The 22,457-nt window shown below is 67.4% G+C and carries 19 protein-coding genes; 14 read left to right on the top strand and 5 right to left on the bottom strand.

What is annotated here, in order from left to right; all coding sequences use genetic code 11:
* Positions 1–34: 34 nt before the first annotated feature.
* A complete protein-coding gene (locus tag ACFVV0_RS15925) occupies positions 35–583 on the top strand; it encodes a MerR family transcriptional regulator (protein ID WP_387065098.1) in 549 nt (182 codons plus the stop codon).
* A gap of 91 nt (positions 584–674) precedes the next feature.
* Here ACFVV0_RS15925 and ACFVV0_RS15920 read toward each other — a convergent pair whose 3' ends face one another.
* The gene (locus ACFVV0_RS15920) at positions 675–1,481 is read right to left on the bottom strand and encodes a ParA family protein (protein WP_387065096.1); all 807 of its coding nucleotides are present in this window, start codon (positions 1,479–1,481) and stop codon (positions 675–677) included.
* 80 nt (positions 1,482–1,561) lie between these two features.
* Here ACFVV0_RS15920 and ACFVV0_RS15915 point away from each other — a divergent pair, with 80 nt between their 5' ends.
* The 4 genes from ACFVV0_RS15915 to ACFVV0_RS15900 all read left to right on the top strand — a co-directional run bounded on the left by ACFVV0_RS15915 (position 1,562) and on the right by ACFVV0_RS15900 (position 7,797).
* The gene (locus tag ACFVV0_RS15915) at positions 1,562–4,966 is read left to right on the top strand and encodes a pyruvate carboxylase (protein WP_387065093.1); all 3,405 of its coding nucleotides are present in this window, start codon (positions 1,562–1,564) and stop codon (positions 4,964–4,966) included.
* Between the two features lie 84 nt (positions 4,967–5,050).
* Positions 5,051–6,346: an AAA family ATPase gene (locus tag ACFVV0_RS15910; protein WP_387065091.1), complete on the top strand. Its 1,296-nt coding sequence runs from the start codon at positions 5,051–5,053 to the stop codon at positions 6,344–6,346.
* A 57-nt stretch (positions 6,347–6,403) separates the two neighbouring features.
* Positions 6,404–6,895 carry a peptide deformylase gene (gene def / locus ACFVV0_RS15905; RefSeq protein ID WP_387065089.1) on the top strand — a complete coding sequence of 164 codons (492 nt, stop codon included), beginning with the start codon at positions 6,404–6,406 and terminating at the stop codon, positions 6,893–6,895.
* 56 nt (positions 6,896–6,951) lie between these two features.
* Entirely contained in the window at positions 6,952–7,797 is an 846-nt protein-coding gene (locus ACFVV0_RS15900) for an NAD-dependent epimerase/dehydratase family protein (protein ID WP_387065086.1), read from the top strand.
* A 71-nt stretch (positions 7,798–7,868) separates the two neighbouring features.
* Here the strand turns inward: ACFVV0_RS15900 and ACFVV0_RS15895 are convergent, their stop codons facing one another.
* Positions 7,869–9,695 carry an AMP-dependent synthetase/ligase gene (locus tag ACFVV0_RS15895; RefSeq protein WP_387065084.1) on the bottom strand — a complete coding sequence of 609 codons (1,827 nt, stop codon included), beginning with the start codon at positions 9,693–9,695 and terminating at the stop codon, positions 7,869–7,871.
* Positions 9,696–9,849: 154 nt separating this feature from the next.
* On the opposite strand from ACFVV0_RS15895, the gene ACFVV0_RS15890 reads away from it, so the two are divergent.
* The 3 genes from ACFVV0_RS15890 (at position 9,850) to ACFVV0_RS15880 (ending at position 12,959) form a co-directional block, all read left to right on the top strand.
* Complete coding sequence (locus ACFVV0_RS15890) at positions 9,850–10,800, top strand: ROK family glucokinase (protein ID WP_387065081.1); 951 nt, start codon at positions 9,850–9,852, stop codon at positions 10,798–10,800.
* Between the two features lie 9 nt (positions 10,801–10,809).
* Positions 10,810–11,499 carry a lysophospholipid acyltransferase family protein gene (locus ACFVV0_RS15885; protein WP_387065078.1) on the top strand — a complete coding sequence of 230 codons (690 nt, stop codon included), beginning with the start codon at positions 10,810–10,812 and terminating at the stop codon, positions 11,497–11,499.
* A 131-nt stretch (positions 11,500–11,630) separates the two neighbouring features.
* Positions 11,631–12,959 (top strand): class II 3-deoxy-7-phosphoheptulonate synthase, encoded by a 1,329-nt coding sequence (locus ACFVV0_RS15880; protein ID WP_387065215.1) that lies wholly within the window; start codon positions 11,631–11,633, stop codon positions 12,957–12,959.
* Between the two features lie 84 nt (positions 12,960–13,043).
* Here the strand turns inward: ACFVV0_RS15880 and pknB are convergent, their stop codons facing one another.
* Both pknB and ACFVV0_RS15870 read right to left on the bottom strand, forming a co-directional pair.
* Entirely contained in the window at positions 13,044–14,954 is a 1,911-nt protein-coding gene (pknB, locus tag ACFVV0_RS15875; RefSeq protein WP_387065075.1) for a Stk1 family PASTA domain-containing Ser/Thr kinase, read from the bottom strand.
* A 91-nt stretch (positions 14,955–15,045) separates the two neighbouring features.
* The gene (locus ACFVV0_RS15870; protein WP_387065073.1) at positions 15,046–16,197 is read right to left on the bottom strand and encodes a LysM peptidoglycan-binding domain-containing protein; all 1,152 of its coding nucleotides are present in this window, start codon (positions 16,195–16,197) and stop codon (positions 15,046–15,048) included.
* Between the two features lie 157 nt (positions 16,198–16,354).
* On the opposite strand from ACFVV0_RS15870, the gene ACFVV0_RS15865 reads away from it, so the two are divergent.
* Entirely contained in the window at positions 16,355–16,696 is a 342-nt protein-coding gene (locus ACFVV0_RS15865) for an Rv2175c family DNA-binding protein (RefSeq protein ID WP_387065070.1), read from the top strand.
* 15 nt (positions 16,697–16,711) lie between these two features.
* On the opposite strand, the gene ACFVV0_RS15860 is transcribed toward ACFVV0_RS15865, so the two are convergent.
* Entirely contained in the window at positions 16,712–17,830 is a 1,119-nt protein-coding gene (locus tag ACFVV0_RS15860; RefSeq protein WP_387065067.1) for a polyprenyl synthetase family protein, read from the bottom strand.
* Positions 17,831–17,905: 75 nt separating this feature from the next.
* Here ACFVV0_RS15860 and ACFVV0_RS15855 point away from each other — a divergent pair, with 75 nt between their 5' ends.
* The 5 genes from ACFVV0_RS15855 (at position 17,906) to ACFVV0_RS15835 (ending at position 22,456) form a co-directional block, all read left to right on the top strand.
* Complete coding sequence (locus ACFVV0_RS15855; protein WP_387065064.1) at positions 17,906–18,298, top strand: DUF3040 domain-containing protein; 393 nt, start codon at positions 17,906–17,908, stop codon at positions 18,296–18,298.
* A gap of 242 nt (positions 18,299–18,540) precedes the next feature.
* Positions 18,541–18,972, top strand: a complete 432-nt coding sequence (mraZ, locus tag ACFVV0_RS15850; RefSeq protein WP_387065061.1) for a division/cell wall cluster transcriptional repressor MraZ — start codon at positions 18,541–18,543, stop codon at positions 18,970–18,972.
* A 105-nt stretch (positions 18,973–19,077) separates the two neighbouring features.
* Positions 19,078–20,031 carry a 16S rRNA (cytosine(1402)-N(4))-methyltransferase RsmH gene (gene rsmH / locus ACFVV0_RS15845; RefSeq protein WP_387065058.1) on the top strand — a complete coding sequence of 318 codons (954 nt, stop codon included), beginning with the start codon at positions 19,078–19,080 and terminating at the stop codon, positions 20,029–20,031.
* Positions 20,028–20,687 (top strand): hypothetical protein, encoded by a 660-nt coding sequence (locus ACFVV0_RS15840; protein WP_387065055.1) that lies wholly within the window; start codon positions 20,028–20,030, stop codon positions 20,685–20,687. Before rsmH ends, ACFVV0_RS15840 begins: the two co-directional genes overlap by 4 nt.
* Positions 20,688–20,710: 23 nt before the next feature.
* Positions 20,711–22,456, top strand: coding sequence for a peptidoglycan D,D-transpeptidase FtsI family protein (locus ACFVV0_RS15835; RefSeq protein ID WP_387065052.1), 1,746 nt, complete (start codon positions 20,711–20,713; stop codon positions 22,454–22,456).
* Position 22,457: the final 1 nt, after the last annotated feature.

The following is a 22,457-nucleotide window of genomic DNA, read 5'->3' as shown; positions in this document are numbered from 1 at the left end:
TGCGCGAAACGATCACGGGGCGAGAGGCAAACACATGAGCGAACTGAGTCGTGACAACGACACGCCCCGGTACGACCTCGGCCTGCTGTTCACCGACGGGCTGCCCGAGATGGACGACGCGAGCGGCTACCGCGGCGCTGTCGCGGCACGCGCGGCCGGCATCAGCTACCGCCAGCTCGACTACTGGGCCCGCACGGGTCTCGTCGAGCCGACCGTGCGCGGTGCCGCCGGTTCCGGTTCACAGCGCCTCTACGGCTTCCGCGACATCCTCGTGCTCAAGCTGGTCAAGCGCCTGCTCGACACCGGCATTTCGCTTCAGCAGATCCGCACGGCCGTCAACCAGCTCCGCGAGGCGGGTGTGAACGACCTCGCCCAGACCACGCTGATGAGTGACGGCGCCAGCGTGTACCTGTGCAACTCGAACGATGAGGTCATCGACCTCGTCAGCCGCGGTCAGGGCGTCTTCGGCATCGCCGTCGGCAAGGTCCTCCGCGAGGTCGAGTCCTCGCTCGTCGAACTCGACACCCAGACGGTCGACCCGATGGACGAGCTCGCCGCTCGGCGCGCCACCCGCGCCTCCTGAGCCCCGCTTTTCCCGCGCATCTCAGCCGCCGAGTACACGGATTCTCCGCGTAGTCGGCGGTTTTCGGCGTACTTCGTGCGTACTCGACGGGTCAGGGGGCCGTTGCGTATTCGCCGATGCGGGCGGTGCGCAGCACCCGCTCAAGCAGCATGTCGAAGTTGTGCGCCATCTCCTGGGCGCTCTCGCCGGGCCAGACGTGCAGCGGCTTGGCCGCACCCTGTGCCTGCTGCAGGGACGTGCGCTCCGGCAGCTGAGGGCTGAGCACGAGCGGACCGAACATGTCGCGCAGCTCCTTGATGCGGAACTGGTGCTCCAGCGACTGCACACGGGCGCGGTTCACGATGATGCCGAGCGGCTGCAGGCGCGGGGAGAGGCCGCGGCGGATCTCCTCGATCGCGCGCAGGGCGCGGTCGGCGGCGGCCACCGAGAACAGGCCCGGCTCCGTGACGACGGCGACCCGGTCGCTCGCCGCCCAGGCCGTGCGGGTGAGCGCATTCAGCGAGGGAGCACAGTCGATGAGCACGAGCTCGTAGTCATGCTCGACGTTCGCGAGCGCCTCCTCGAGCTTCCAGATGTCACGGATGCTCGGGTGCGGCCCATCGAAATTGATCGCGGACGGGCTGCCGATCATCACGTCGATCTTGCCCGAGCGGTTCTTGGTCCACCCACTCGGCGCGATCGCGGCGCGGACGATCTTCTCCTTGGGGGAGGCGAGCACATCGGCGACGTTCAGGTGACCGGCGACCTGGATGTCCATGCCGGTCGACACATCCGATTGGGGGTCGAGATCGACGACGAGCGTTCGCAGACCTTTGGCGAAAGCCGCGGAAGCCAGGCCCAGCGTCACCGTGGTCTTACCGACACCACCTTTGAGGGAACTAACGCTGAGTACGTGCACAATCGACTACGTTACCTTCACTAGTCTTAGAGAACCTAACCGTTTGCTGTGTGGCGTAGCCCCCTGCTCGAAAGGTCCCAATGTTCCGTAAGATCCTCGTTGCCAATCGCGGTGAAATCGCCATCCGCGCCTTCCGGGCCGCCTATGAGCTGGGTGCGCAGACCGTCGCAGTGTTCCCCTACGAGGACCGCAATTCGATGCATCGACTCAAGGCGGACGAGGCGTACCAGATCGGCGAGCCCGGGCATCCGGTGCGCGCCTACCTGGATGTGAAGGAGATCATCAGGGTCGCGCTCGAGTCGGGTGCCGACGCCATCTACCCGGGCTACGGCTTCCTGTCCGAGAACCCCGAGCTGGCCGAGGCCGCTCGCGAGGCGGGCATCACCTTCATCGGGCCGCCGCCGCGGGTGCTCGAGATGGCGGGCAACAAGGTGACGGCCAAGGAGCACGCGATGGCTGCCGGCGTGCCGGTGCTGAAGTCGACTCCGCCGTCGAAAGACATCGACCTGCTCATCTCGCAGGCCGACGAGGTCGGCTTCCCGATCTTCGCCAAGGCGGTCGCCGGTGGTGGCGGTCGCGGGATGCGCCGGGTCAACACCAAGAACGAGCTCCGGGGTGCGCTCGAAGAGGCCATGCGGGAGGCCGACAGTGCCTTCGGCGATCCCACGATGTTCCTGGAGCAGGCCGTGCTGCGCCCGCGCCACATCGAGGTGCAGATCCTCGCCGACTCGCAGGGTGCGACGATGCACCTCTTCGAGCGCGACTGCTCGGTGCAGCGCCGTCACCAGAAGGTCATCGAGATCGCCCCGGCGCCGAACCTCGACGAGGGCGTGCGCCAGGCGCTCTACCGCGATGCGATCGCCTTCGCGAAGTCGATCGGCTATGAGAACGCGGGAACCGTCGAGTTCCTGCTCGACACCGCCGGGGAACGCGCCGGCGAACATGTCTTCATCGAGATGAACCCGCGCATCCAGGTGGAGCACACGGTCACCGAGGAGATCACCGACGTCGACCTCGTGCAGTCGCAGATGCGCATCGCTGCGGGGGAGAGCCTGGCCGACCTCGGCCTCAGCCAGGACACCGTCCACATCCGTGGCGCCGCGCTGCAGTGCCGCATCACCACGGAGGACCCGACCGCCGGCTTCCGCCCCGACACCGGCAAGATCACGACGTACCGCTCGCCCGGTGGCGGCGGCATCCGCCTCGACGGCGGAACGATCAACCCGGGCGCGCAGATCAGCCCGCACTTCGACTCGATGCTGGCGAAGCTCACCTGCCGCGGCCGCGACTTCGCCGCGGCCGTGAGCCGGGCCCGGCGCGCGCTAGCGGAGTTCCGCATCCGCGGCGTCGCCACGAACATCCCGTTCCTGCAGGCTGTGCTCGACGACCCCGACTTCGTCGCCGGTAACGTCAGCACCTCGTTCATCGAGGAGCGCCCCGAGCTGTTCAAGGGCCGCGCTTCGAAGGACCGCGGCACCAAGATGCTCAACTGGCTGGCCGACGTCACCGTCAACCAGCCGAACGGCCCCCGCCCCCAGACGCACGCCCCGGTCGACAAGCTGCCGAAGCTCGACCTGTCGACCCCGGCCCCCGCAGGCTCGCGGCAGAGGCTGCTCGAGCTCGGCCCGGCCGGCTTCGCGGATGCGCTGCGCAAGCAGACCGCCCTCGCCGTCACCGAGACGACCTTCCGCGACGCCCACCAGTCGCTGCTGGCGACCCGCGTGCGCACCCGCGACCTGCTCGCGGTTGCGCCGTACGTCGCCCGCCTGACACCGGAGCTCCTCTCGGTCGAGGCCTGGGGCGGCGCGACGTACGACGTCGCGTTGCGCTTCCTCGGCGAAGACCCGTGGGACCGTCTCGCGGCCCTCCGTGAGGCGCTGCCGAACATCAACATCCAGATGCTGCTCCGCGGTCGCAACACGGTCGGCTACACGCCGTACCCGACCGAGGTGACGGATGCGTTCGTGCGTGAGGCCGCCGCCACCGGCGTCGACATCTTCCGCATCTTCGACGCTCTCAACGACGTCTCGCAGATGCGACCCGCGATCGAGTCGGTGCTCGCCACCGGCACGGCGATCGCAGAGGTCGCCGTCTGCTACACCGGCGACCTGCTCGATCCGGCCGAAGACCTGTACACGCTCGACTACTACCTGCGGCTCGCGGAGCAGATCGTTGAGTCGGGCGCCCACATCCTCGCCATCAAAGACATGGCCGGCCTGCTCCGTCCGGCCGCGGCCGAGAAGCTCGTCGCCGCGTTCCGCGAGCGATTCGACCTGCCGGTGCACGTGCACACCCACGACACTCCCGGCGGGCAGCTCGCGACCCTCCTCGCGGCCAGCCGGGCCGGTGCGGATGCGGTAGACGTCGCGAGCGCGCCGATGGCCGGAACCACGAGCCAGCCGTCCGCATCCGCTCTCGTCGCTGCATTGGCGCACACCGAGCGCGACACCGGAATCTCGCTGGCCGCGGTCAACGACCTCGAGCCGTACTGGGAGGCCGTGCGCCACGTGTACAAGCCGTTCGAGTCCGGTCTGCCCGGCCCCACGGGACGCGTCTACAAGCACGAGATCCCGGGCGGGCAGCTCTCCAACCTGCGCCAGCAGGCGAAGGCACTCGGTCTCGCGGAGGACTTCGAGCTCGTCGAGGACATGTACGCGGCGGCCAACCAGATCCTCGGCCGCATCCCCAAGGTCACCCCGTCGTCCAAAGTCGTCGGCGACCTGGCGCTGCACCTCGCGGCCGTCCACGCCGACCCGGCAGACTTCGCGGAGAACCCGCAGAACTACGACATCCCCGACTCGGTCGTCGGCTTCATGGCAGGCGAGCTCGGCGAGCTGCCCGGCGGATGGCCGGAGCCGTTCCGCACGAAGGTCCTCGCGGGCAAGACCGTCAAGGTGGGGGTCGAAGACCTGAAGCCCGAAGACGCCGCGGCGCTGGAAGGTTCGAGCGTGGAGCGTCGTTCCACCCTCAACCGGCTGCTGTTCCCGGCGCCGACCCGCATCTTCGAGCAGATCCGCGAGCTCTTCGGCGACCTCTCGGTGGTCGACTCGCTCGACTACCTGTACGGGCTCAGGCAGGGCACCGAGCACGTCATCGAGATCGCCAAGGGTGTGCGCCTCTACATCGGCCTCGAGGCGATCGGCGAGGCGGACGACAAGGGGATGCGCACGGTCATGACCACGCTCAACGGGCAGTTGCGCCCGGTGTTCGTGCGTGACCGCGGCATCGTCGTCGAGACCAAGGCGGCCGAGAAGGCGGATTCGGCCAAGCCCGGCCAGGTCGCCGCACCGTTCTCGGGCGTCGTGACGCTGCAGGTCGCCGTCGGCGACACGGTCGGCGCGGGTCAGTCGGTCGCATCGATCGAGGCCATGAAGATGGAGGCGGCCATCACCGCCCCCATCGCAGGCACCGTCGAGCGGCTCGCCATCCCGAAGACCCAGCAGGTCGACGCCGGCGACCTGCTCGTGGTGATCACCCCGGTCTAGCCCGTTCGTGCGCTCTCGGGCTCGTCGCTGCGGACCGGTAAACTGTGCCAAGCGCCCTGACGGGCGCCAGAAGGAGACAAACCCGTGGCAGACAAGCCCGAGAAAGTCGAGCCCGGCGAGCTCGCGACGACAGAGGACGATCTGACGATCTCGGTTCCCGAGACCCTCAGCATCGTCGTCGACCTGCCGCCCGCTCCGGCGCCCGAGGCGCCGGAGGACGAGGTCGCCGTCGCCATCGACGATGTGCCTGTCAACCCGGGCTTCGTCGCGTCGCCGACCGAGCCGACCACGACCTCGGTCGCCATCGTCGCCTCCCGTCTCAGCACGGGCCCGACCGCGACGCAGTCGGTCGCCGACGCGGAAACCCCTGCCCTTCACGGAACGGATGCCTTCAGTCAGTCGCGCCGCGATCGCCTGCGCGGCGAGCACTCCCAGCAGCCGGAACCGGCCGCGATGCTCACCGCCGACCGTCTGCTCGAGGTCAACCGCAAGACCCGTCCCGGCCCTGAGGGCGGCTGGCAGAGCTTCATCTACGGGCTCACCTTCCACCTGGTGAACCTGGGCGACTCGGCCAAGGTGCGCGCCCGCAAGGAGCTCGACCACCGCATCCAGAAGCAGTTCGAGGGTGGAACCCGGTTCGTGCCGGTGCTCACCCGCAAGGGCGGCGTCGGAAAGACCACGGTCACGACGTTGCTCGGAATGGCGCTCGCCGACGCCCGCGAAGACCGCATCGTGGCGATCGACGCCAACCCCGACCGCGGCACGCTCTCCGAACGGGTGACCAAGCAGACCAGGGCCACTGTTCGGGATGTGGTGCAGAAGGCCCCGAGCATCGGCGGCTTCACCGACTTCTCGGCTCTCGTGTCGCGGGACGAGACGCGACTCGACATCCTCGCGTCCGACACCGATCCGATGCTCTCCGAGGCGTTCGACGAGAACGACTACAACGTCGTCGCCGATCTCACGGCACGCTTCTACTCGATCGTGCTCACCGACTGCGGAACGGGCATCGTGCACTCCGTCATGCGGGCCACGCTGCAGCGCGCCGACTCCGTCGTGATCGTCTCCGGCGGAAGCGTCGACGAAGCACGCCTCGCATCCGAGACGCTCACCTGGCTCGAGGCGAACGGCTACGGCGACCTGGTCCGCAACGCGATCGTCGCTCTCAACACGGCGACCCAGGGCACCAACCTGGTGAAACTCGACGAGATCGAGTCGCACTTCCGGTCGCGCGTGCGCGAGGTCGTGCGCATCCCGTACGACGCCCAGCTGGCCGCTGGGTCCGTCGTCTCGTACAAAGACCTCAAGCCGCTCACGAAGCAGTCGGCGCGAACCCTTGCCGCGCTCGTCGTCGAGGGTCTGCCGACCAACCGGGGCTGAGCCCGCCATCGTTGTGCATCGCCACCCCTTCCCCCCAGCACCATCGAGGAGAGACCTGTGACCGAACGACAGATCCGCCTGTTCGGCGACCCCGTGCTCAAGACCGTCTCCGACCCGATCATGGAGGTCGACGAAGGAATTCGAGGACTGATCGAAGACCTGGTCGACACGGTGATCCCGCCGGGACGGGCCGGGGTCGCAGCGCCGCAGATCGGTGTGAACTTGCGGGCATTCAGCTACAACGTCGACGGCGACATCGGCTACATCATCAATCCGGTGCTCGTCGAGGTCTCCGGCGAGCCGGAGTTGGTCGATGAGGGGTGCCTCTCGGTTCCGGGGCTGTGGTTCAGGACGGCGCGCTACCCGTTCGCCCGCGTGGTCGGCACCGACCTCGACGGCAACGAGATCGAGATCTCGGGCACGGGGGTGCTCGCTCAGGCGTTGCAGCACGAAACCGACCATCTCGACGGCACGCTCTACCTCGACCGGCTCGACAAGGAGAGCCGACGCGAGGCGATGAAACAGGTGCGCGAGAGCGACTGGTTCTGAGCGGACCCTCACGGTCCACGGCGGTCGCCGTCCGTCGTGCTCAGTAGACTGGGCGAATGCGAATCGCAGTCACTGGAGGATCGGGAAAGCTCGGGCGCACGGTCGTGCGCGAACTCGCGAAGGCGGGGAACGAGGTCATCAGTCTGGACTCGGCGGGGGAGCGTGGTCCCGGCTTCGTACGGGTCGATCTGACCGATTTCGGCGACACGGTCGACGCGATCATGGGCGTGCAGGACAAGCACGACGGGTTCGACGCGATCGTGCACCTGGCCGCCATCCCCGCTCCGGGCATCCTGAGCGATGTCGCGACCTTTCACAACAACATCCGGGTCACCTACAACGTGTTCCACGCAGCGCAGCGAGCGGGGATCACGAACATCGTCTACGCGTCGAGCGAGACTGTGCTCGGGCTTCCGTTCGACGTGCCGCCGCCCTACATCCCCGTCGACGAGGAGTACCCGGCCCGGCCGGAGAGCACGTACTCGCTGGTCAAGCACCTCGAGGAGCAGATGGCGATCGAGCTGGTGCGCTGGGATCCGACGCTCAAGATCGTCGCACTCCGCTTCTCGAACGTGATGGCGCCGGAGGACTATGCGGCGTTCCCGTCGTTCGACGACGACGCCCGCAAGCGAAAGTGGAACCTCTGGGGCTACATCGACGCTCGTGACGGTGCGCAGGCCATCCGGCGCGCACTCGAATGGGATCACACCGGCTTCGACCGCTTCATCATCGCCGCCGCCGATACCGTGATGACCCGCCCCAACGCGGAGCTCGTCGACGAAGTGTTCCCCGGCGTACCGCTGAAGGGCGACCTCGGCGTGAACGACACCCTGCTCTCGATCGCCAAGGCCCGCCGGGTGCTCGGCTATGAGCCCGAGCACTCCTGGCGCGACGAGGTCTGAGCAGAAGTGAAGCCCGGCGGCGCTGAGCGCCGCCGGGCTTTCGCGCGTCCGGATGGTCCGGGCGCCGGTGGTCAGTGCTTCAGGGAGATGCCCTCGGTCGCGGGTGAGCCGTTGTAGATGCCGTCGACGACGTCGGCGAAATCCGCCATGATGACGTTCCGCTTGATGCTGAGCTTCGGCGTGAGGTGACCGCTGGCCTCGGTGAGTTCAGTGGCGAGAACCACGAACTTGCGAATCGACTCCGCGCGCGAGACATGCGAGTTCGCCACGTCGATGGCACGCTGGATCTCGGCGTTGACCGCCGGGTTCACCGACGCCTCGACGAGCGTCATTGTCTTGTCCTCGCCGTTGTTAGCGAGCCAGGTCGGCAGCATCTCGGGGTCGAGAGTGACCAGCGCTGCGATGAACGGCCTCTGATCGCCGACAACGACGACCTGGCCGACCAACGGGTTGGACCGTACCGGGTCTTCGAGGGCAGCGGGCGAGACGTTCTTTCCGCCGGCGGTGACGATGATCTCCTTCTTGCGCCCGGTGATCGTGAGGAAGCCGTCGTCGTCGAAGCTGCCGACGTCTCCGGTGAGGAACCATCCGTCGTCGAACGACGCCGCCGTCGCCGCCGGGTTCTTCCAGTACTCCTTGAAGACGTTGATGCCCTTGACCTGGATCTCGCCGTCGTCGCTGAGGCGGATCGAGACGCCGGGGAGCGCCGGGCCCACGGTTCCGATCTTGAACTTGTCGGGCAGGTTGACGGTCGCGGGCGCGGTCGTCTCGGTGAGGCCGTAGCCCTCGAGGATCTTGATACCCAGGCTGTGGAAGAAGTGGCCGAGGTGCGAGCCGAGAGGCGCGGATCCCGAGACGGCGAATTTCACACGGCCGCCCATGGCCGCGCGCAGCTTGCTGTAGACCAGTCGGTCGAACAGTGCGAACTGCAGACGCAGACCGAAGGGCACCGACCCGGCCTCGACGGCCTTGGAGTGCTCGACGGCGACCTCCGCGGCCTTGCGGAAGATCTTGCCCTTGCCACCCGCCTCGGCCTTCTGCTCGGCCGAGTTGTAGACCTTCTCGAAGACGCGCGGCACGGCCAGGAGGAACGTGGGCTTGAAACTCGCGAGGGCCGGCAGCAGCTGCTTGGTGTCGGCCTGGTGGCCGACCTTGACGCCACCCGTGACGCAGAGCACCGCGATGAACCGGGCGAAGATGTGCGCTGTGGTGATGAAGAGCAGAGTGGATGCGCGGCCCTCTTCGATGACCTCGCTGAGCGCCTCCGCCGAGTTGCGCGAGAGCTCGACGAAGTTGCCGTGGGTGAGGACGCATCCCTTGGGTTTGCCGGTGGAACCCGAGGTGTAGATCAGGGTGCCGATGTCGTCTTCGTTCGCGAGGGTGCGGCGACGCTCGATCTCCTCGTCGGGCACGTCGACGCCGGCGGCGGCGAGCTTGTCGAGGTCACCGAGGTGGAGTTGCCAGACGCTGCGGATCGCCGGCAGCTCGGGGTGCACCTCGTCGAACCGGGCGAACATGTCCGGCGTCTCGAGGATGATCGCGATCGCTTCCGAGTCGCTCATGTTCCACTGCACCTGGTTCGGAGCCGAGGTCTCGTAGATCGGGACCAGCACGGCACCGGCGAACCAGGTGGCGAAATCGATGAGCGTCCACTCGTAGCGGGTCTTGCACATCAGGCCGATCTTGTCGCCCGGCTGGATCCCGCTGGCGACGAGGCCCTTCGCGAGTGCGATGACCTGGCGGTAGAACTCGGCGCAGGTGATGTCATCCCAGCTGTCGCCGTTCGGGACGGAGAAGAGGGGCGCATCGGGTGTCGCCGCGACACGGTCGACCAGGAGGTCGGTGGCGTTGGCCGTCGGGTCGGCGGGGTGGAGCGCTGGGGTGTCGAACTGTTTCACGGTAACTCCCTTGGTACCGGTCGGACGGGCGGGTAAACGACCTGAATGGCCTCGGCCAAGCTGGTTAACTACACTCTAGATGGTGCGGATGTGAGTGATCTGGCCGAGGCCGTCTGCCGCACCCTCCACACCTGTCTAAGAAAGGCTGCTGCCTGTGCACGCGATCGGGATCGATATCGGCGGAACCAAGATCGCGGGGGCGGTGGTCGACGAGTTCGGCACCATCGTGCGTGAGGATCGCGTTCCAACCGAGGCCGCGGAGCCGATCGAGATCGAGAACGCCGTCGTCGCCATGATCGAGCGCCTCGCAGACGGTCCCGAGGAGATCGCCGGCGCGGGCGTCGCCGCTGCCGGGTTCTTCGACGCTGCGCAGTCGACCGTCTACTACTCGCCGAACATCAACTGGCGGCACGAGCCCCTGCGCGAGAAGCTCGAACGGCGGGTTGACCTCCCCATCATCATCGAGAACGACGCCAACGCCGCAGGCTGGGCCGAGTTCCGCTATGGCGCCGGCCGCCTGGTGAGCGACATGGTGATCCTGACCATCGGCACCGGGGTGGGCGGCGCGATCGTCAGCAACGACCGTCTCTTCCGCGGTGGCTTCGGCGCCGGCGCGGAGGTCGGCCACATGCGGGTCGTGCCGGGCGGCCTGCCCTGCGGATGCGGCGCCCACGGCTGCATCGAGCAGTACGGTTCCGGCCGCGCCCTGCAGCGGATGGCGAACGAGCTGGCGGATGCCGGTGGCATCGGTCAGGCGCTCGCCGACGTGCGGACGCGCAAGGGGACGCTGAGCGGCTCCGACATCAGCGAGCTCATCGTCGCCGGCGACCCGGGTGCACGCGCGGCGCTCCGGCAGCTCGGCGACTGGCTCGGTCAGGCCTGCGCCTCGCTCGGCGCAGTGCTCGACCCGCAGATCTTCGTCTTCGGCGGCGGCGTGGCCCAGGCCGGAGAGCTCCTTCTCGAGCCCATCCGTCTGGCTTATCTCGAGAACCTTCCCGCGCGCGGCTTCCACCCGGAGCCCGAGTTCAAGATCGCCGAGCTCGTCAACGACGCGGGCGCCGTGGGAGCCGCGGATCTGGCCCGCCTGCACGCGACGGGGCGTTAGGCTGAGCCGGTGTTCTACTGGCTGATGAAGCACCTGATCGCAGGGCCCCTGCTCAAGGGGATCTTCCGGCCGTGGGTCATCGGCCTGGAGAACGTCCCGGCGACCGGGGCCGTGATCCTGGCGAGCAACCACCTCTCGTTCATCGACTCGATCTTCCTTCCTCTCGTCGTCGACCGGCACGTGTCCTTCCTCGCCAAGAGCGACTACTTCACCCGCAAGGGGTTCAAGGGATGGGCGACCAAGTCGTTCATGATCGCCACGGGTCAGATCCCGATCGACCGCTCGGGAGGCAAGGCCTCGGAGGATTCCCTCAACACCGGGCTGGCGGTGCTCGCGCGCGGCGAGATCCTCGGCATTTACCCGGAGGGCACGCGCAGCCCGGACGGCAAGCTCTACCGCGGCCGCACCGGCGTCGCCCGGATGATCCTCGAAGGCCAGGTGCCGGTCGTCCCGGTCGCGATGGTCGACACCGAGAAGATCATGCCGATCGGTACGCGCCTGCCGAAGGTCGGCCGCATCGGGATCGTGATCGGCAAGCCGCTCGACTTCTCCCGGTTCGAGGGGATGGAGGGCGACCGCTTCATCCTCCGCTCGGTCACCGACGAGATCATGTACCAGCTGCACGCCCTGAGCGAGCAGGAATACGACGATGTGTACGCCAGCAGCGTGAAAGAGAAGCGCGCTTCGCTTTCGCGATAGGCTCAGATACCGGCGCACTCGATCCTTGTGCCGCCGTCACCCACTGGCGCGCGAGCAGATCGACGCGCCCCGAACCGAGCGGAAGTCCTGTGCAAGACACCACTGATCCCGTCGTGAAGGCTGACGAGTCCGTGATTGCAGGGCTGGACTATTGGCGCACGCTCGAGGTGAAGCAGCAGCCGCAGTGGCCCGACCCTGAGGCCGCTGCTGCGGCCGCGGCCGAGATCGCCACGCTGCCACCACTCGTCTTCGCCGGCGAAGTCGATCAGTTGCGTACCCGCCTGGCCGCCGCAGCGGAGGGCAAGGGCTTCCTGTTGCAGGGAGGCGATTGCGCCGAGACCTTCGCCGGGGCCACCGCCGACCAGATCCGCAACCGCGTCAAGACCGTGCTGCAGATGGCCATCGTGCTCACCTACGGTGCGTCGATGCCCGTCATCAAGATGGGGCGCATGGCGGGCCAGTTCGCCAAACCGCGCTCCAGCGACACGGAGACGCGAGGCGGCGTCACGCTTCCGGCCTACCGTGGCGACATCGTCAACGGCTACGACTTCACCCCCGAATCCCGTCAAGCCGACCCGCGCAGGCTCGTGAAGGGGTACCACACGGCCGCGTCGACACTGAACCTCATCCGGGCGTTCACCCAGGGTGGTTTCGCCGACCTGCGCCAGGTGCACAGCTGGAACCGTGGCTTCGCGGCGAACCCGGCGAACCAGCGTTACGAGGGCCTCGCCCGCGAGATCGACCGCGCCATCAAGTTCATGGAGGCGGCGGGGGCCGACTTCGACGAGCTCAAGCGCGTCGAGTTCTACTCGAGCCACGAGGGCCTGCTCATGGACTACGAGCGCCCGATGACGCGCATCGACTCCCGCACGGGTACGCCGTACAACACCTCCGCCCACTTCGTGTGGATCGGGGAGCGCACCCGTGATCTCGACGGCGCTCATGTCGACTTCCTCTCTCGGGTGCGCAACCCGATCGGCGTGAAGCTCGGCCCGACGACCACGCCCGAGACCATGCTGAGGCTCATCGACAAGCTCGACCCCGAGCGCGAACCGGGGCGTCTCACCTTCATCACCCGGATGGGCGCGGGCAAGATCCGGGATGCGCTCCCTCCGCTGCTCGAGGCGATCAAGAGAAGCGACGCGCGCCCGTTGTGGGTCACCGACCCGATGCACGGAAACGGCCTCACCACCCCGACCGGCTACAAGACGCGTCGCTTCGACGACGTCGTCGACGAGGTCAAGGGCTTCTTCGAGGCGCACCGTGCCGCGGGGACGCATCCGGGTGGCATCCACGTCGAGCTCACGGGCGACGATGTGACCGAGTGCCTCGGCGGCTCGGAGCACATCGACGAGGCGACCCTGGCCACGCGCTACGAGTCGCTCTGCGACCCGCGCCTCAACCACATGCAGTCCCTCGAACTGGCGTTCCTCGTGGCCGAGGAGCTCGCCGCCCGCTGACCAGCGCTGAAACGCGACCTCAATCGAAGGAAGGGGCCCGCCGGATCATCCGGTGGGCCCCTTCCTTCGATTCGGCCGTCCTGGTCAGAAACCCGCGAAGTTGATCGTGAGCGTCGAGCCTTTCGGCTGCTGTGTGCCAGCACCGGGTGACACCTTCGACACGACGAAGGCAGCGGGAGCGACGTCGGCGATCGGGCTGTACTGCAACTTGAAGCCTGCGTCCAGCAGTGCCTTCTTCGCGACGTCCCAGGTCTTGTTGACGACGTCGGGCACGGCGACGGGCGCCGGACCCTTCGATGTCTCGAGCAGCAGGGTGTCGTTGGGCTTGACCGGTCCGTCGCCCTGGGGCTGCGCCGAGATGACGAGCCCCTTCTCGACGGTGTCGCTGTAGCTCTCGGGTCCGTCGGCCGTCAGCAGGCCGACGGCGCTGAGCGCAGCCTTCGCGTCCGCGACCGACTTGCCGGCGACATCGGGGACCGGGCCGACGGACACGACCAGGCCGACCTTGGTGCCTTCATGGGATGCGCCGCCTCCCGACAGGTCGGCGCCGGTCGGGTCGGAGGCCGAGATCACCGTGTTCGCAGGGATCTTCGGATCGAACTGCTCGCTGACCGTACCCACGACGGCGCCCTGGTCGGTGATCGCCTTCTTCGCGGTGTCGACGGGCTGACCGGCGAGTGCCGGCAGGGTGATGGGCTTCGGTCCCTGTGAGACCTTGATCGTGACGATGCTTCCCCGATTCGCCGCGGAGCCGAAGGCCGGATCGGTCGCCGAGACCAGACCGGCGGCGATCGTGGTGCTGTATTCGACGCCCTCCTTCGTCTCGAACCCGAGTTGCTTCAGCGTGGCGGCGGCATCGGCGGGCGCTTTGCCGGCGACGTTCGGAATCTGCACGGTCGAGCCCGGCCCGGAACCGAAGTACCAGCCGGTGCCACCGGCGACGGCCGCGAGCACGATGATCAGAGCGAAGAGCCACCAGCCCTTGCCGCGCCGGCGCTTGGCCACGGCGGTCAGCGTCTGCACGCTGTCCGGTGCGCTGGCCGCGACCTGCTGCCGGATGGCGGGGTTGATGATCTGAGTGTCGCCCTCGTCGATTCCGGGACCGAAGGCGGGCGGCATCACCATCGTCTGCTGCAGGGGACCGGCATCGCCGCGGATGGACTTCTCGGCCTCGATCAGACGGTCGAGCATCTCCCGCGCGTCGTGCGGGCGCTTGTCGGGGTCTTTTGCGGCGGCCCAGAGCACCAGGTCGTCCAACTCGGCGGGCACCGCCGGATTCTTGGCACTCGGGGCCGGAATCGCGTCGTTGGCATGCTGGTAGGCGATCTGCATCGGCTGTTCGCCCTGGAACGGCTGCTCGCCGGTGAGCATCTCGTACATCATGATGCCGAGGGCGTAGATGTCGCTGCGCGCATCCGCCACACCGCGGGTGACGAGTTCGGGGGAGAGGTAGGCGATCGTGCCGAGCAGCGCCTGACCGGTGGCCGTGTTCGCGCTGGCCGCGCGTGCGAGTCCGAAGTCACCGATCTTGATGCGGCCGTCGTCGGCCAGCAGCACGTTCTCGGGCTTGAGGTCGCGGTGCACGATGCCGGCCTTGTGGGCGGCGGCGAGCCCGCTCAGCACGGCCTCCATGATGTCGATGGTCTGCTCGGGCGTGAGCTTTCCGTAGTCCTTGAGCAGGTCGCGCAGCGTGATGCCGGGGAGATACTCCATGACCAGGTAGGCCATGTCGGAGTCCTGGCCCTGGTCGAAGACGTTGACGACGTTCGGATGTGCGAGCCGCGCCGCCGAGCGAGCCTCTTGGACGAAGCGGCTCTTGAACGTGCTGTCGTCGGCGAGGTGGCCGTGCATGACCTTGATGGCGACCCGGCGCTCGAGTCGGAGATCGGTGGCCAGATAGACCGTGGCCATGCCGCCTCGGGCGATCCGCGAGCGCACCTGATATCGGCCGTCGATGAGACGTCCGATCAGGGGGTCGGTCTGGCTCGTGGTCACGTTTCGAGTTTAGAGAAGGGGACCCGCTGTAACCCTGCAAAACACCGTGAAGGGCCGTGCTGTGACCGGCTTGTGATCATCGGGGACCGCGTCAGCCGAGCTGAGGGAGCCAGCTGCGCGCTGAGACTTCCCATTTGGCGTAGGCGTCGGGGTACGCCGAGAGCTGCACGGCTTGAGCGGCCTGCGTCACCGGCATGCTCTGCCAGCCCGGGATGTCGAGCAGGCCGCGGGTGAGACCGGGGTTCGGGTTGTTCGCGCCGCCGTAGAACGCTCGCGCGGCGTAGGTCGGATCGAGCACCTCAGCAGGGGTCCCCCAGCCGGTGCTCGGCCGCTGCTGGAAGAGCCCGAGAGAGTCGCGGTCGCCGTACTGCACGTTGCGCATCCCGGATTCCTGGGCGGCGGCGGCCAAGGCGATGACGATCCCGTAGTCGCTGACGCCCTCTTGCCGGCCGACCTTCACGATGACGGCCGCGTTGGCCCGCATCTCCGCGGTCAGGGCGACGGGGGTGGCGCCGACCGGGGTCGGGACGGGAGCAGGGGCGACGGGGGCGGCCGGCGCGACGGTCGCTGTCGGCGTGTCGAGGGATGCGCTCGCCATGCCGGGAATCGTCACCTGCTGGCCCGGGAAGATCAGGCTCGACCTGTCCAGTCCGTTGGCGCTGAGGATGGATTGGGTGGAGACGCCGAACCGCCCGGCGATTCCACTGATCGTGTCTCCGGAGACCACCGAGTACTTGGTCACAGGGGCGGGCGAAGGCGCGCTCGGCGCGGGCGCGGCCGGAGCCGACGTGTTCGCGCCGGCGAGGGCCAGCACCTGGCCCGGAAAGATCAGGCTCTTCCAGCTGAGTCCGTTGAGGGCGAGGATGCTCGCGGTGGAGATACCGAAGCGTGCCGCGATGGCGGAGACGGTGTCGCCCGTCTGAACGCTGTACGAGGCTGGGAGGTCTGACACGACGGTGCGGGCGGGTGAGGTGGCCGAGGCTTTCGTGATCGCGCTGCGGACGGTGCCGCGCGCATCCGGAGCCTTCTCTTTCGACCGATTGGCCCCGCCGGGCGGTGTGGCGGCCTGAGCCGGAGTGACGAGGTTGAGTGTCATCGCCAGCGAACTCGCGATCGCGATCGGGACGGTGACCAGAACGGAGCGTGCGGACCAGCGGTGGGTGCGCTCGGGCAGGTGCCGGGCCGACCCGTTCACGGCGCCGGGCTGCGGTTCGGGTGCGAGTTCGGATTCTCTGTCAAGCACGGACACACGACCCCCCGTTCTCCTGCTGATTGCGAACTTCCACGCTGTCACACAATATATGAAGAGTCAATCAGTGTGACAGTTGTGATTTGAGTTAACACGATCGTAACAATCGACATGGCTTCTGAACGGTCGCACGGCATGGGAGGCTTGTGATGTGACTGAGCAAGCCCCGGCCCGTGATTGGCTGACAATTCCCGACCTCGTCGACATCCTCGGACTGAGCGTGAGCCGCGTCCGCCGGCTGATCGAAGACAAGCACCTCGCCGCCAAACGGATCGACGGTGTCCTCAAGGTCCCCGCCGACTTCCTCCGCGAGGGGGAGCCCCTGAGCGAACTCCGCGGCACGCTGATCGTGCTCGGCGACGCCGGATTCGACGACGACGAGGCCGTCGACTGGCTCATCGATGCGGACGAGACCCTGGGCGTGGCTCCGATCGACGCGCTTCGCGCGGGCCGCAAGGCCGAGGTGCGGAGGGTCGCACAGGCACTCGCCTGATCGACCGATCGCGCGTCAGTAGTTGCGCTCGGTGACCGTCACGGCGAGTTCGCGAAGCTGGGCGCGCGCCTGCGCGCCGAGCGGTGCCGATTCGATCGCGTCGATGGCGCGTTGCACGTTCGCCGCGATGAGCGCCTCCACCTTGTCGACCGCGCCGGTGTCGCGGATCGTGAACTGCAGGGTCTCGATCTGAGCCGGTGTGAGGCCGCGGTCGCCCAGCAGTTCATCGAGGGCCGAGCGGGCACCTCCGGGCATCGCCTCGCGCGCTAGGGCGATCAGCACGGTGCGCTTTCCCTCGCGCAGGTCGTCGCCGCTCGGCTTTCCCGTGACAGCCGCATCCCCGAACACACCGAGGAGGTCGTCTCGCAGCTGGTAGGCGATGCCGAGCGGAAGTCCGAATGCGCGCAAGGCCTCCAGTTGCCCGATCGTGGCGCCGGCGAGGCTCGCCCCGATGAGGAGCGGCGCCTCGACGCTGTACTTGGCGGATTTGTAGACGATGACCCGTTCCGCACGGGAGAGCGGGTCGGAGCCCGGGTTGCTGTCCCAGCCGATCTCCTCGAAGATGTCGAGGTACTGGCCGGCGGTGACATCGAGGCGCATCCGGTTGAACTCGGTGCGGGCCGCGCGGCGAGCCGCCGTGCTCACGACCTCGGTCAGACCCTCGTCGAAGAGCTCGTCGCTCAGGATGAGCAGCAGATCACCCAGCAGGGTCGCGGCTCCCGTGCCGAACCCGTCAGCAGAACCGCGCCAGCCGTTCTCCTCGTGCAGCTCCGCGAAGCGGCGGTGCGCGGCCGGCGCTCCCCGACGGGTGGCGGAGTTGTCGATGATGTCGTCGTGCACCAGGGCCGCAGCATGGAAGACCTCGAGCGCGCTCGCCACCGACACCACGGCGTCGAGCGGCCCGCCGGGCGAAACGGCGGGGCCGTCGTCACCGGGATCCGACGACCTCACGGCCTGCCATCCCCAGAAGCAGAAGAGCGCCCGGAAACGCTTGCCGCCGCTGAGAAAATCCCGGGAGAACGCTTCGATCGGGGAGAGTTCGTCGGCGATGGAGACGAGAATGGAAGCACGCGCATCGAGGAACCCATCGATTCTGGTCTGGATCAGGTCGACGAACCGAATGCTTTCTGACACACGCCTAGCCTAGCTACCAACGCGGGGCTACAATCAGCACACAACGTCACGAACCCGGGAAAGAGGGGGAAACGGATGCCGCTTTCAGAACACGAGCAGCGCCTCCTCGAAGAGATGGAGCGCAGCCTCTATCAGAACGACGCAGATTTCGTGGCGACGGTCGGGGGCAGACGCGGTAGGCCCGCGTACCGCTCCATCGTTCTCGGCATCCTCATCGCCGTCGTCGGCGTCGGTGTCCTGATCGCGGGCGTCGCCTTCCAGATCCCCATTGTGGGCATCCTGGGCTTCGTCGTGATGTTCGTCGGTGTGCTCCTCGCCATCGCCCCGGGCAAGCGCTCCGCCGCTGCTCCGGATGCGTCCACTCCCGGTTCGGCGAGCGGCTCGGCCAAGCAGACCAAGGCTCAGCAGGCCGGCTTCATGAACAAGCTCAACGACCGCTGGGACAAGCGGCAAGACGGGCAGAGCTAGTTTCCTCCCCTCCGCCCCACCCGGGCGGGAACCTCAGGGTCGATCTTCGGATCGGCCCTTTTTTCATGCCCATTTCACGCCAAGTCCATCCATTTTCCTCCACTCCAGAAACCCTTGATTTTCTGCGTCGTAATGCCCCCCAATAGAGTCAGTTCGGCAGAATCTGCTGCAATTGTGGATGGTTGTGGAGTAAAGTGGAGCCACACCGCAACCTTGGCCGGAAGAGTGGGGGGGAGTACCCGATGTTCCTCGGTACCTATGCCCCCAAACTCGACGAAAAAGGGCGCATCATCCTGCCGGCCAAATTCCGGGATGAACTGGCGTCCGGCATCGTCCTCACTCGCGGCCAGGAGCACTGCGTCTACGTCTTCAGTCAGCGCGAGTTCGAATCGCTGCACGAGAAGATCCGGCAGGCGCCGGTGACGAGCAAGCAGGCCCGTGACTATCTGCGTGTCTTCCTCTCGGGGGCGAGCGCCGAAGTGCCGGACAAGCAGAACCGCGTGACGGTGCCGCAGACGCTGCGCTCGTACGCAGGACTCGATCGCGACCTGGTCGTGATCGGCGCGGGCAGCCGCGCAGAGATCTGGGACGCACAGGCGTGGGAGACCTACCTGGCTGAACAGGAAGCAACATTCGCCAACACCACGGAGGAGGTGATCCCGGGGCTCTTCTAGCACCTGACACCTGACTCCCAGCCATTCGCCGCCCTGACACACTTCCCCGGTGCCAGGTCGGAATGGATGGGGATCAGGATTCAGGAGCACGGACCCGTCGAAGCCATGACAGACGACCAGATCCACACCCCGGTCCTCCTCGAGCGCTGCATCGAGCTGCTCGGCCCCGCGCTCCGCGAGCCGGGTGCCGTTTTCGTCGATGCCACTCTCGGCATGGGCGGCCACTCCGCGGGCATCCTGGAGCGCTTTCCCGACGTCACACTCATCGGTCTCGATCGCGATCCGGATGCGCTGGCGATCGCTGGCGAGCGTCTTGCGCGGTTCGGCGACCGCGTCCACCTCGTGCACACGGTGTACGACGGCATCGTCGAGGCCGTGAACGGCCTCGGCTTCGACGAGGTGCAGGGCATCCTCTTCGACCTGGGCGTCTCCTCGCTGCAGCTCGACCGGGTGGAGCGCGGGTTCTCGTACTCGAAGGATGCGCCCCTCGACATGCGCATGGACGGCACGAGCGACCTCACGGCCGCGACCATCCTGGCCGAGTACAGCGAAGCCGACCTGCGTCGGATCTTCCGCGACTACGGCGAGGAGAAGCTCGCCGCCCGCTACGCCCAGAAGATCGTGGAAGCGCGCCAGGAGCGCCCGTTCGTGCGCTCGGCCGAACTCGTCGACGTGATCACGAAGGCGACGCCCGTGGCCGTGCAACGACAGGGTCACCCGGCCAAGCGGGTCTTCCAGGCGCTCCGCATCGAGGTGAATCAGGAATTGGCCGTGCTCGAGCGGGCGATACCGGCCGCCATCGACGCGCTCGCCATCGGGGGACGCATCGTGGTCGAGGCCTACCAGTCGCTCGAAGACCGCATCGTCAAGCGCGAACTGCAGACCCGCTCGAAGTCCAGCGCGCCGGCTGGTCTGCCCGTCGAACTCCCGGAACACCGTCCTGAACTGAAGTTGCTCATCCGGGGCGCTGAGCTGGCGAACGACGACGAGAAGGCGGCCAACCCGAGGGCGACCCCCGTTCGACTGAGAGCCGCCGAACGAGTGAGGAGGTCGTCGTGAGCAGCACACTGGCTGAAAAGCGTCCCGCCATCAGCTGGCTGGGCCGAACGGCGCCCCGCCCCGCCCAGGAGGAGCGGCCGAGTCATCTCGAGGTCGTCTCGACCCGCTCGCAGCGCCGGTCCCGTCCGCGTGCCGTCTACGCCGTCGTGGCGATCGGGATGCTGCTCGCCATCGTGATCTCGCAGCTCCTCATCAGCATCTCCGTCTCGCAGGGTGCCTACCAGCTCAGTTCTCTGGCGACGAAGCAGACGCAACTCCAGCGTTCGTACCAGGCGGCCTCGGAAGACCTCAACCGGCTGACTTCGCCGCAGAACCTCGCCGCCAATGCGAACGCGCTCGGCATGGTGAGCAACAGCAATCCCGCGTATCTGCGCCTCTCCGACGGCGCGGTGCTCGGCGCCGCAGTGCCGGCGAGCGGAGTCGCCGGAACGGTCACCGGCGGGCAGGGCAACCTCGTCCCGAACTCGCTGCTCACCGGTGTTCCGCTCGTGACGGCGCCTCAGACGCCTGCCGATTCGACGACGGGGACTCCGACCACGGGGACTCCCGCCGAGGGCACCTCGAACGGCGGCGCGGGCGACCAGGCCACGCCACCGCCGGCCGCGCCGCCCGCCGCACCGTTGGACGGAGCGTTGCCGACACCGGTGACGCACTGATGACAGGACGTACGGGCATGAACATGAGAAGGACGATCCGCCGGCGCACCACGGTGACCGCCGTCGCCGTGATCGCGACGGTGTGCATCCTCGGAGCCCGGCTCGTCGACATCCAGGTGGTGCGCGCCGACGAGCTGCAGAAGCAGTCCGTCAAGTCCAAAGAGGTCTCGACGACGCTGCTCGGTGCCCGGGGCGACATCATCGGCGCGAACGGTACGGTCCTCGCCACCACGGTGTACCGCTACACCGCTGCACTCTCGCCCTCCGACGCCATCGGTGTCGGAGCCGAGGGCAGGAAGAAGATGATCGCCGCCGCCGGCGAGATCGGGGCGATCACCGGCCAGGGCGGTGACGCGATCGTCGCCATCATCGACAACGCCCTGAAAGCGAATCCGAAGTCGAAATACGCCCTGGTGAAGAGCGGTATGGACGTCGGCATGTTCGACAAGCTCACCAAGCTGCCGTACGGCTGGCTCACCTTCGAGAAGGTGCCCGCGCGCACCTATCCGAACGGTGCAGTGGCGGGAAACCTCCTCGGCTACGTGTCGGCGGCCGGCAAGGGCGGGCTCGAAGAGAGTGAGAATTCCTGCCTGGCCGGCGAGAACGGCTTGGAGACGTATCAGCGCGGCGCCGACAGCGTGCCGATTCCCGGCAGCACCGTCGTTCAGAAGGAGGCGAAGGACGGCGGCACCCTGCAGCTGACCATCGATCCCGATCTGCAGTGGTTCACCGAGCAGACCCTCGCCCAGCAAGTCGCAGCGGTCGGCGCGAAGTTCGGTTTCGTCACGATCGCCGAAGCCAAGACGGGCAAGATCAAGGCGATCGCGCAGTGGCCCGCGCTCGACCCGAACAACATCGACGCGACCGACCCGGCGTACTGGGGACTCCTCCCGTTCAGCACGCCGTACGAGCCGGGCTCGACGTTCAAAGCCCTCACGGCCAGCATGCTCATCGACCAGGGCAAGGCGACACCGACCTCGCAGGTGCTGGCGCCGTACGAGTTCAAGTCGGGAAAGGGTGCCGACCTGCACGACGCGGGCTTCCACGCTCCGATGCGCCTCACGCTGACCGGTGTCCTGATGAACTCGTCGAACACGGGCATGTCGATCCTCGGTCAGCGGCTCAGCAATGACACCCGGTACGACTACCTCCAGAAGTTCGGGATCGGCAAGGACACCGGGCTGCCGTATCCGGGGCAGTCGTCGGGCATCCTGAACCCGGTCGGCCAGTGGGACGACCAGACCAAGTACGCCACGATGTTCGGGCAGGGTGTCGCCGCCACCCAGGTGCAGATGGTCAGCGCATACCAGGCGCTGGCCAACAACGGTGTGCGCATCCCGCTCACCCTCACCGAGGGATGCAAGCAGGAGGACGGCACGGTGACCGACGTTCCGAAGCCCAAGCCGACGCAGGTGGTGTCGGCGGCTGCAGCCAACACCACGCTCGGGATGATGGAGAGCGTGGTCACGAAAGGCGACCTCTCGACGAAGCTGAGCATCCCCGGCTACCGCATCGCTGCGAAGACCGGAACGGCCCAGCAGCCGGACGGCCACGGCGGGTACCTGCCGTCGTACTACGTCTCTGTGATGGGTGTGGCTCCTGTGGATGACCCCGAGTACGTCGTTTCGGTCAACCTCGGATACCCGACTACGCTTACTTCGTCGGCAGCTGCCGCTCCGCTGTTCCACACGATCATGAGTCAGGTGCTGAAGACCTTCCGGGTGAAGCCTTCCACGACTGCTCCGGCTGACTACCCTCCGTACTACTGAA

This window comes from Leifsonia sp. NPDC058230 (assembly GCF_042882245.1).
Classification (GTDB): domain Bacteria; phylum Actinomycetota; class Actinomycetes; order Actinomycetales; family Microbacteriaceae; genus Leifsonia.
The sequence above is the reverse complement of the archived record's forward strand: the minus strand, read 5'-3'. Positions and strand labels throughout refer to the sequence as shown.

What these genes read in the sequence shown, in the direction of transcription:
- ACFVV0_RS15925 (WP_387065098.1), top strand. Translation starts at nt 35, where the DNA reads ATGAGCGAACTGAGTCGTGACAACGACACGCCCCGGTACGACCTCGGC.
- ACFVV0_RS15915 (WP_387065093.1), top strand. Translation starts at nt 1,562, where the DNA reads ATGTTCCGTAAGATCCTCGTTGCCAATCGCGGTGAAATCGCCATCCGC.
- ACFVV0_RS15900 (WP_387065086.1), top strand. Translation starts at nt 6,952, where the DNA reads ATGCGAATCGCAGTCACTGGAGGATCGGGAAAGCTCGGGCGCACGGTC.
- ACFVV0_RS15855 (WP_387065064.1), top strand. Translation starts at nt 17,906, where the DNA reads ATGCCGCTTTCAGAACACGAGCAGCGCCTCCTCGAAGAGATGGAGCGC.
- mraZ (WP_387065061.1), top strand. Translation starts at nt 18,541, where the DNA reads ATGTTCCTCGGTACCTATGCCCCCAAACTCGACGAAAAAGGGCGCATC.
- rsmH (WP_387065058.1), top strand. Translation starts at nt 19,078, where the DNA reads ATGACAGACGACCAGATCCACACCCCGGTCCTCCTCGAGCGCTGCATC.
- ACFVV0_RS15835 (WP_387065052.1), top strand. Translation starts at nt 20,711, where the DNA reads ATGAGAAGGACGATCCGCCGGCGCACCACGGTGACCGCCGTCGCCGTG.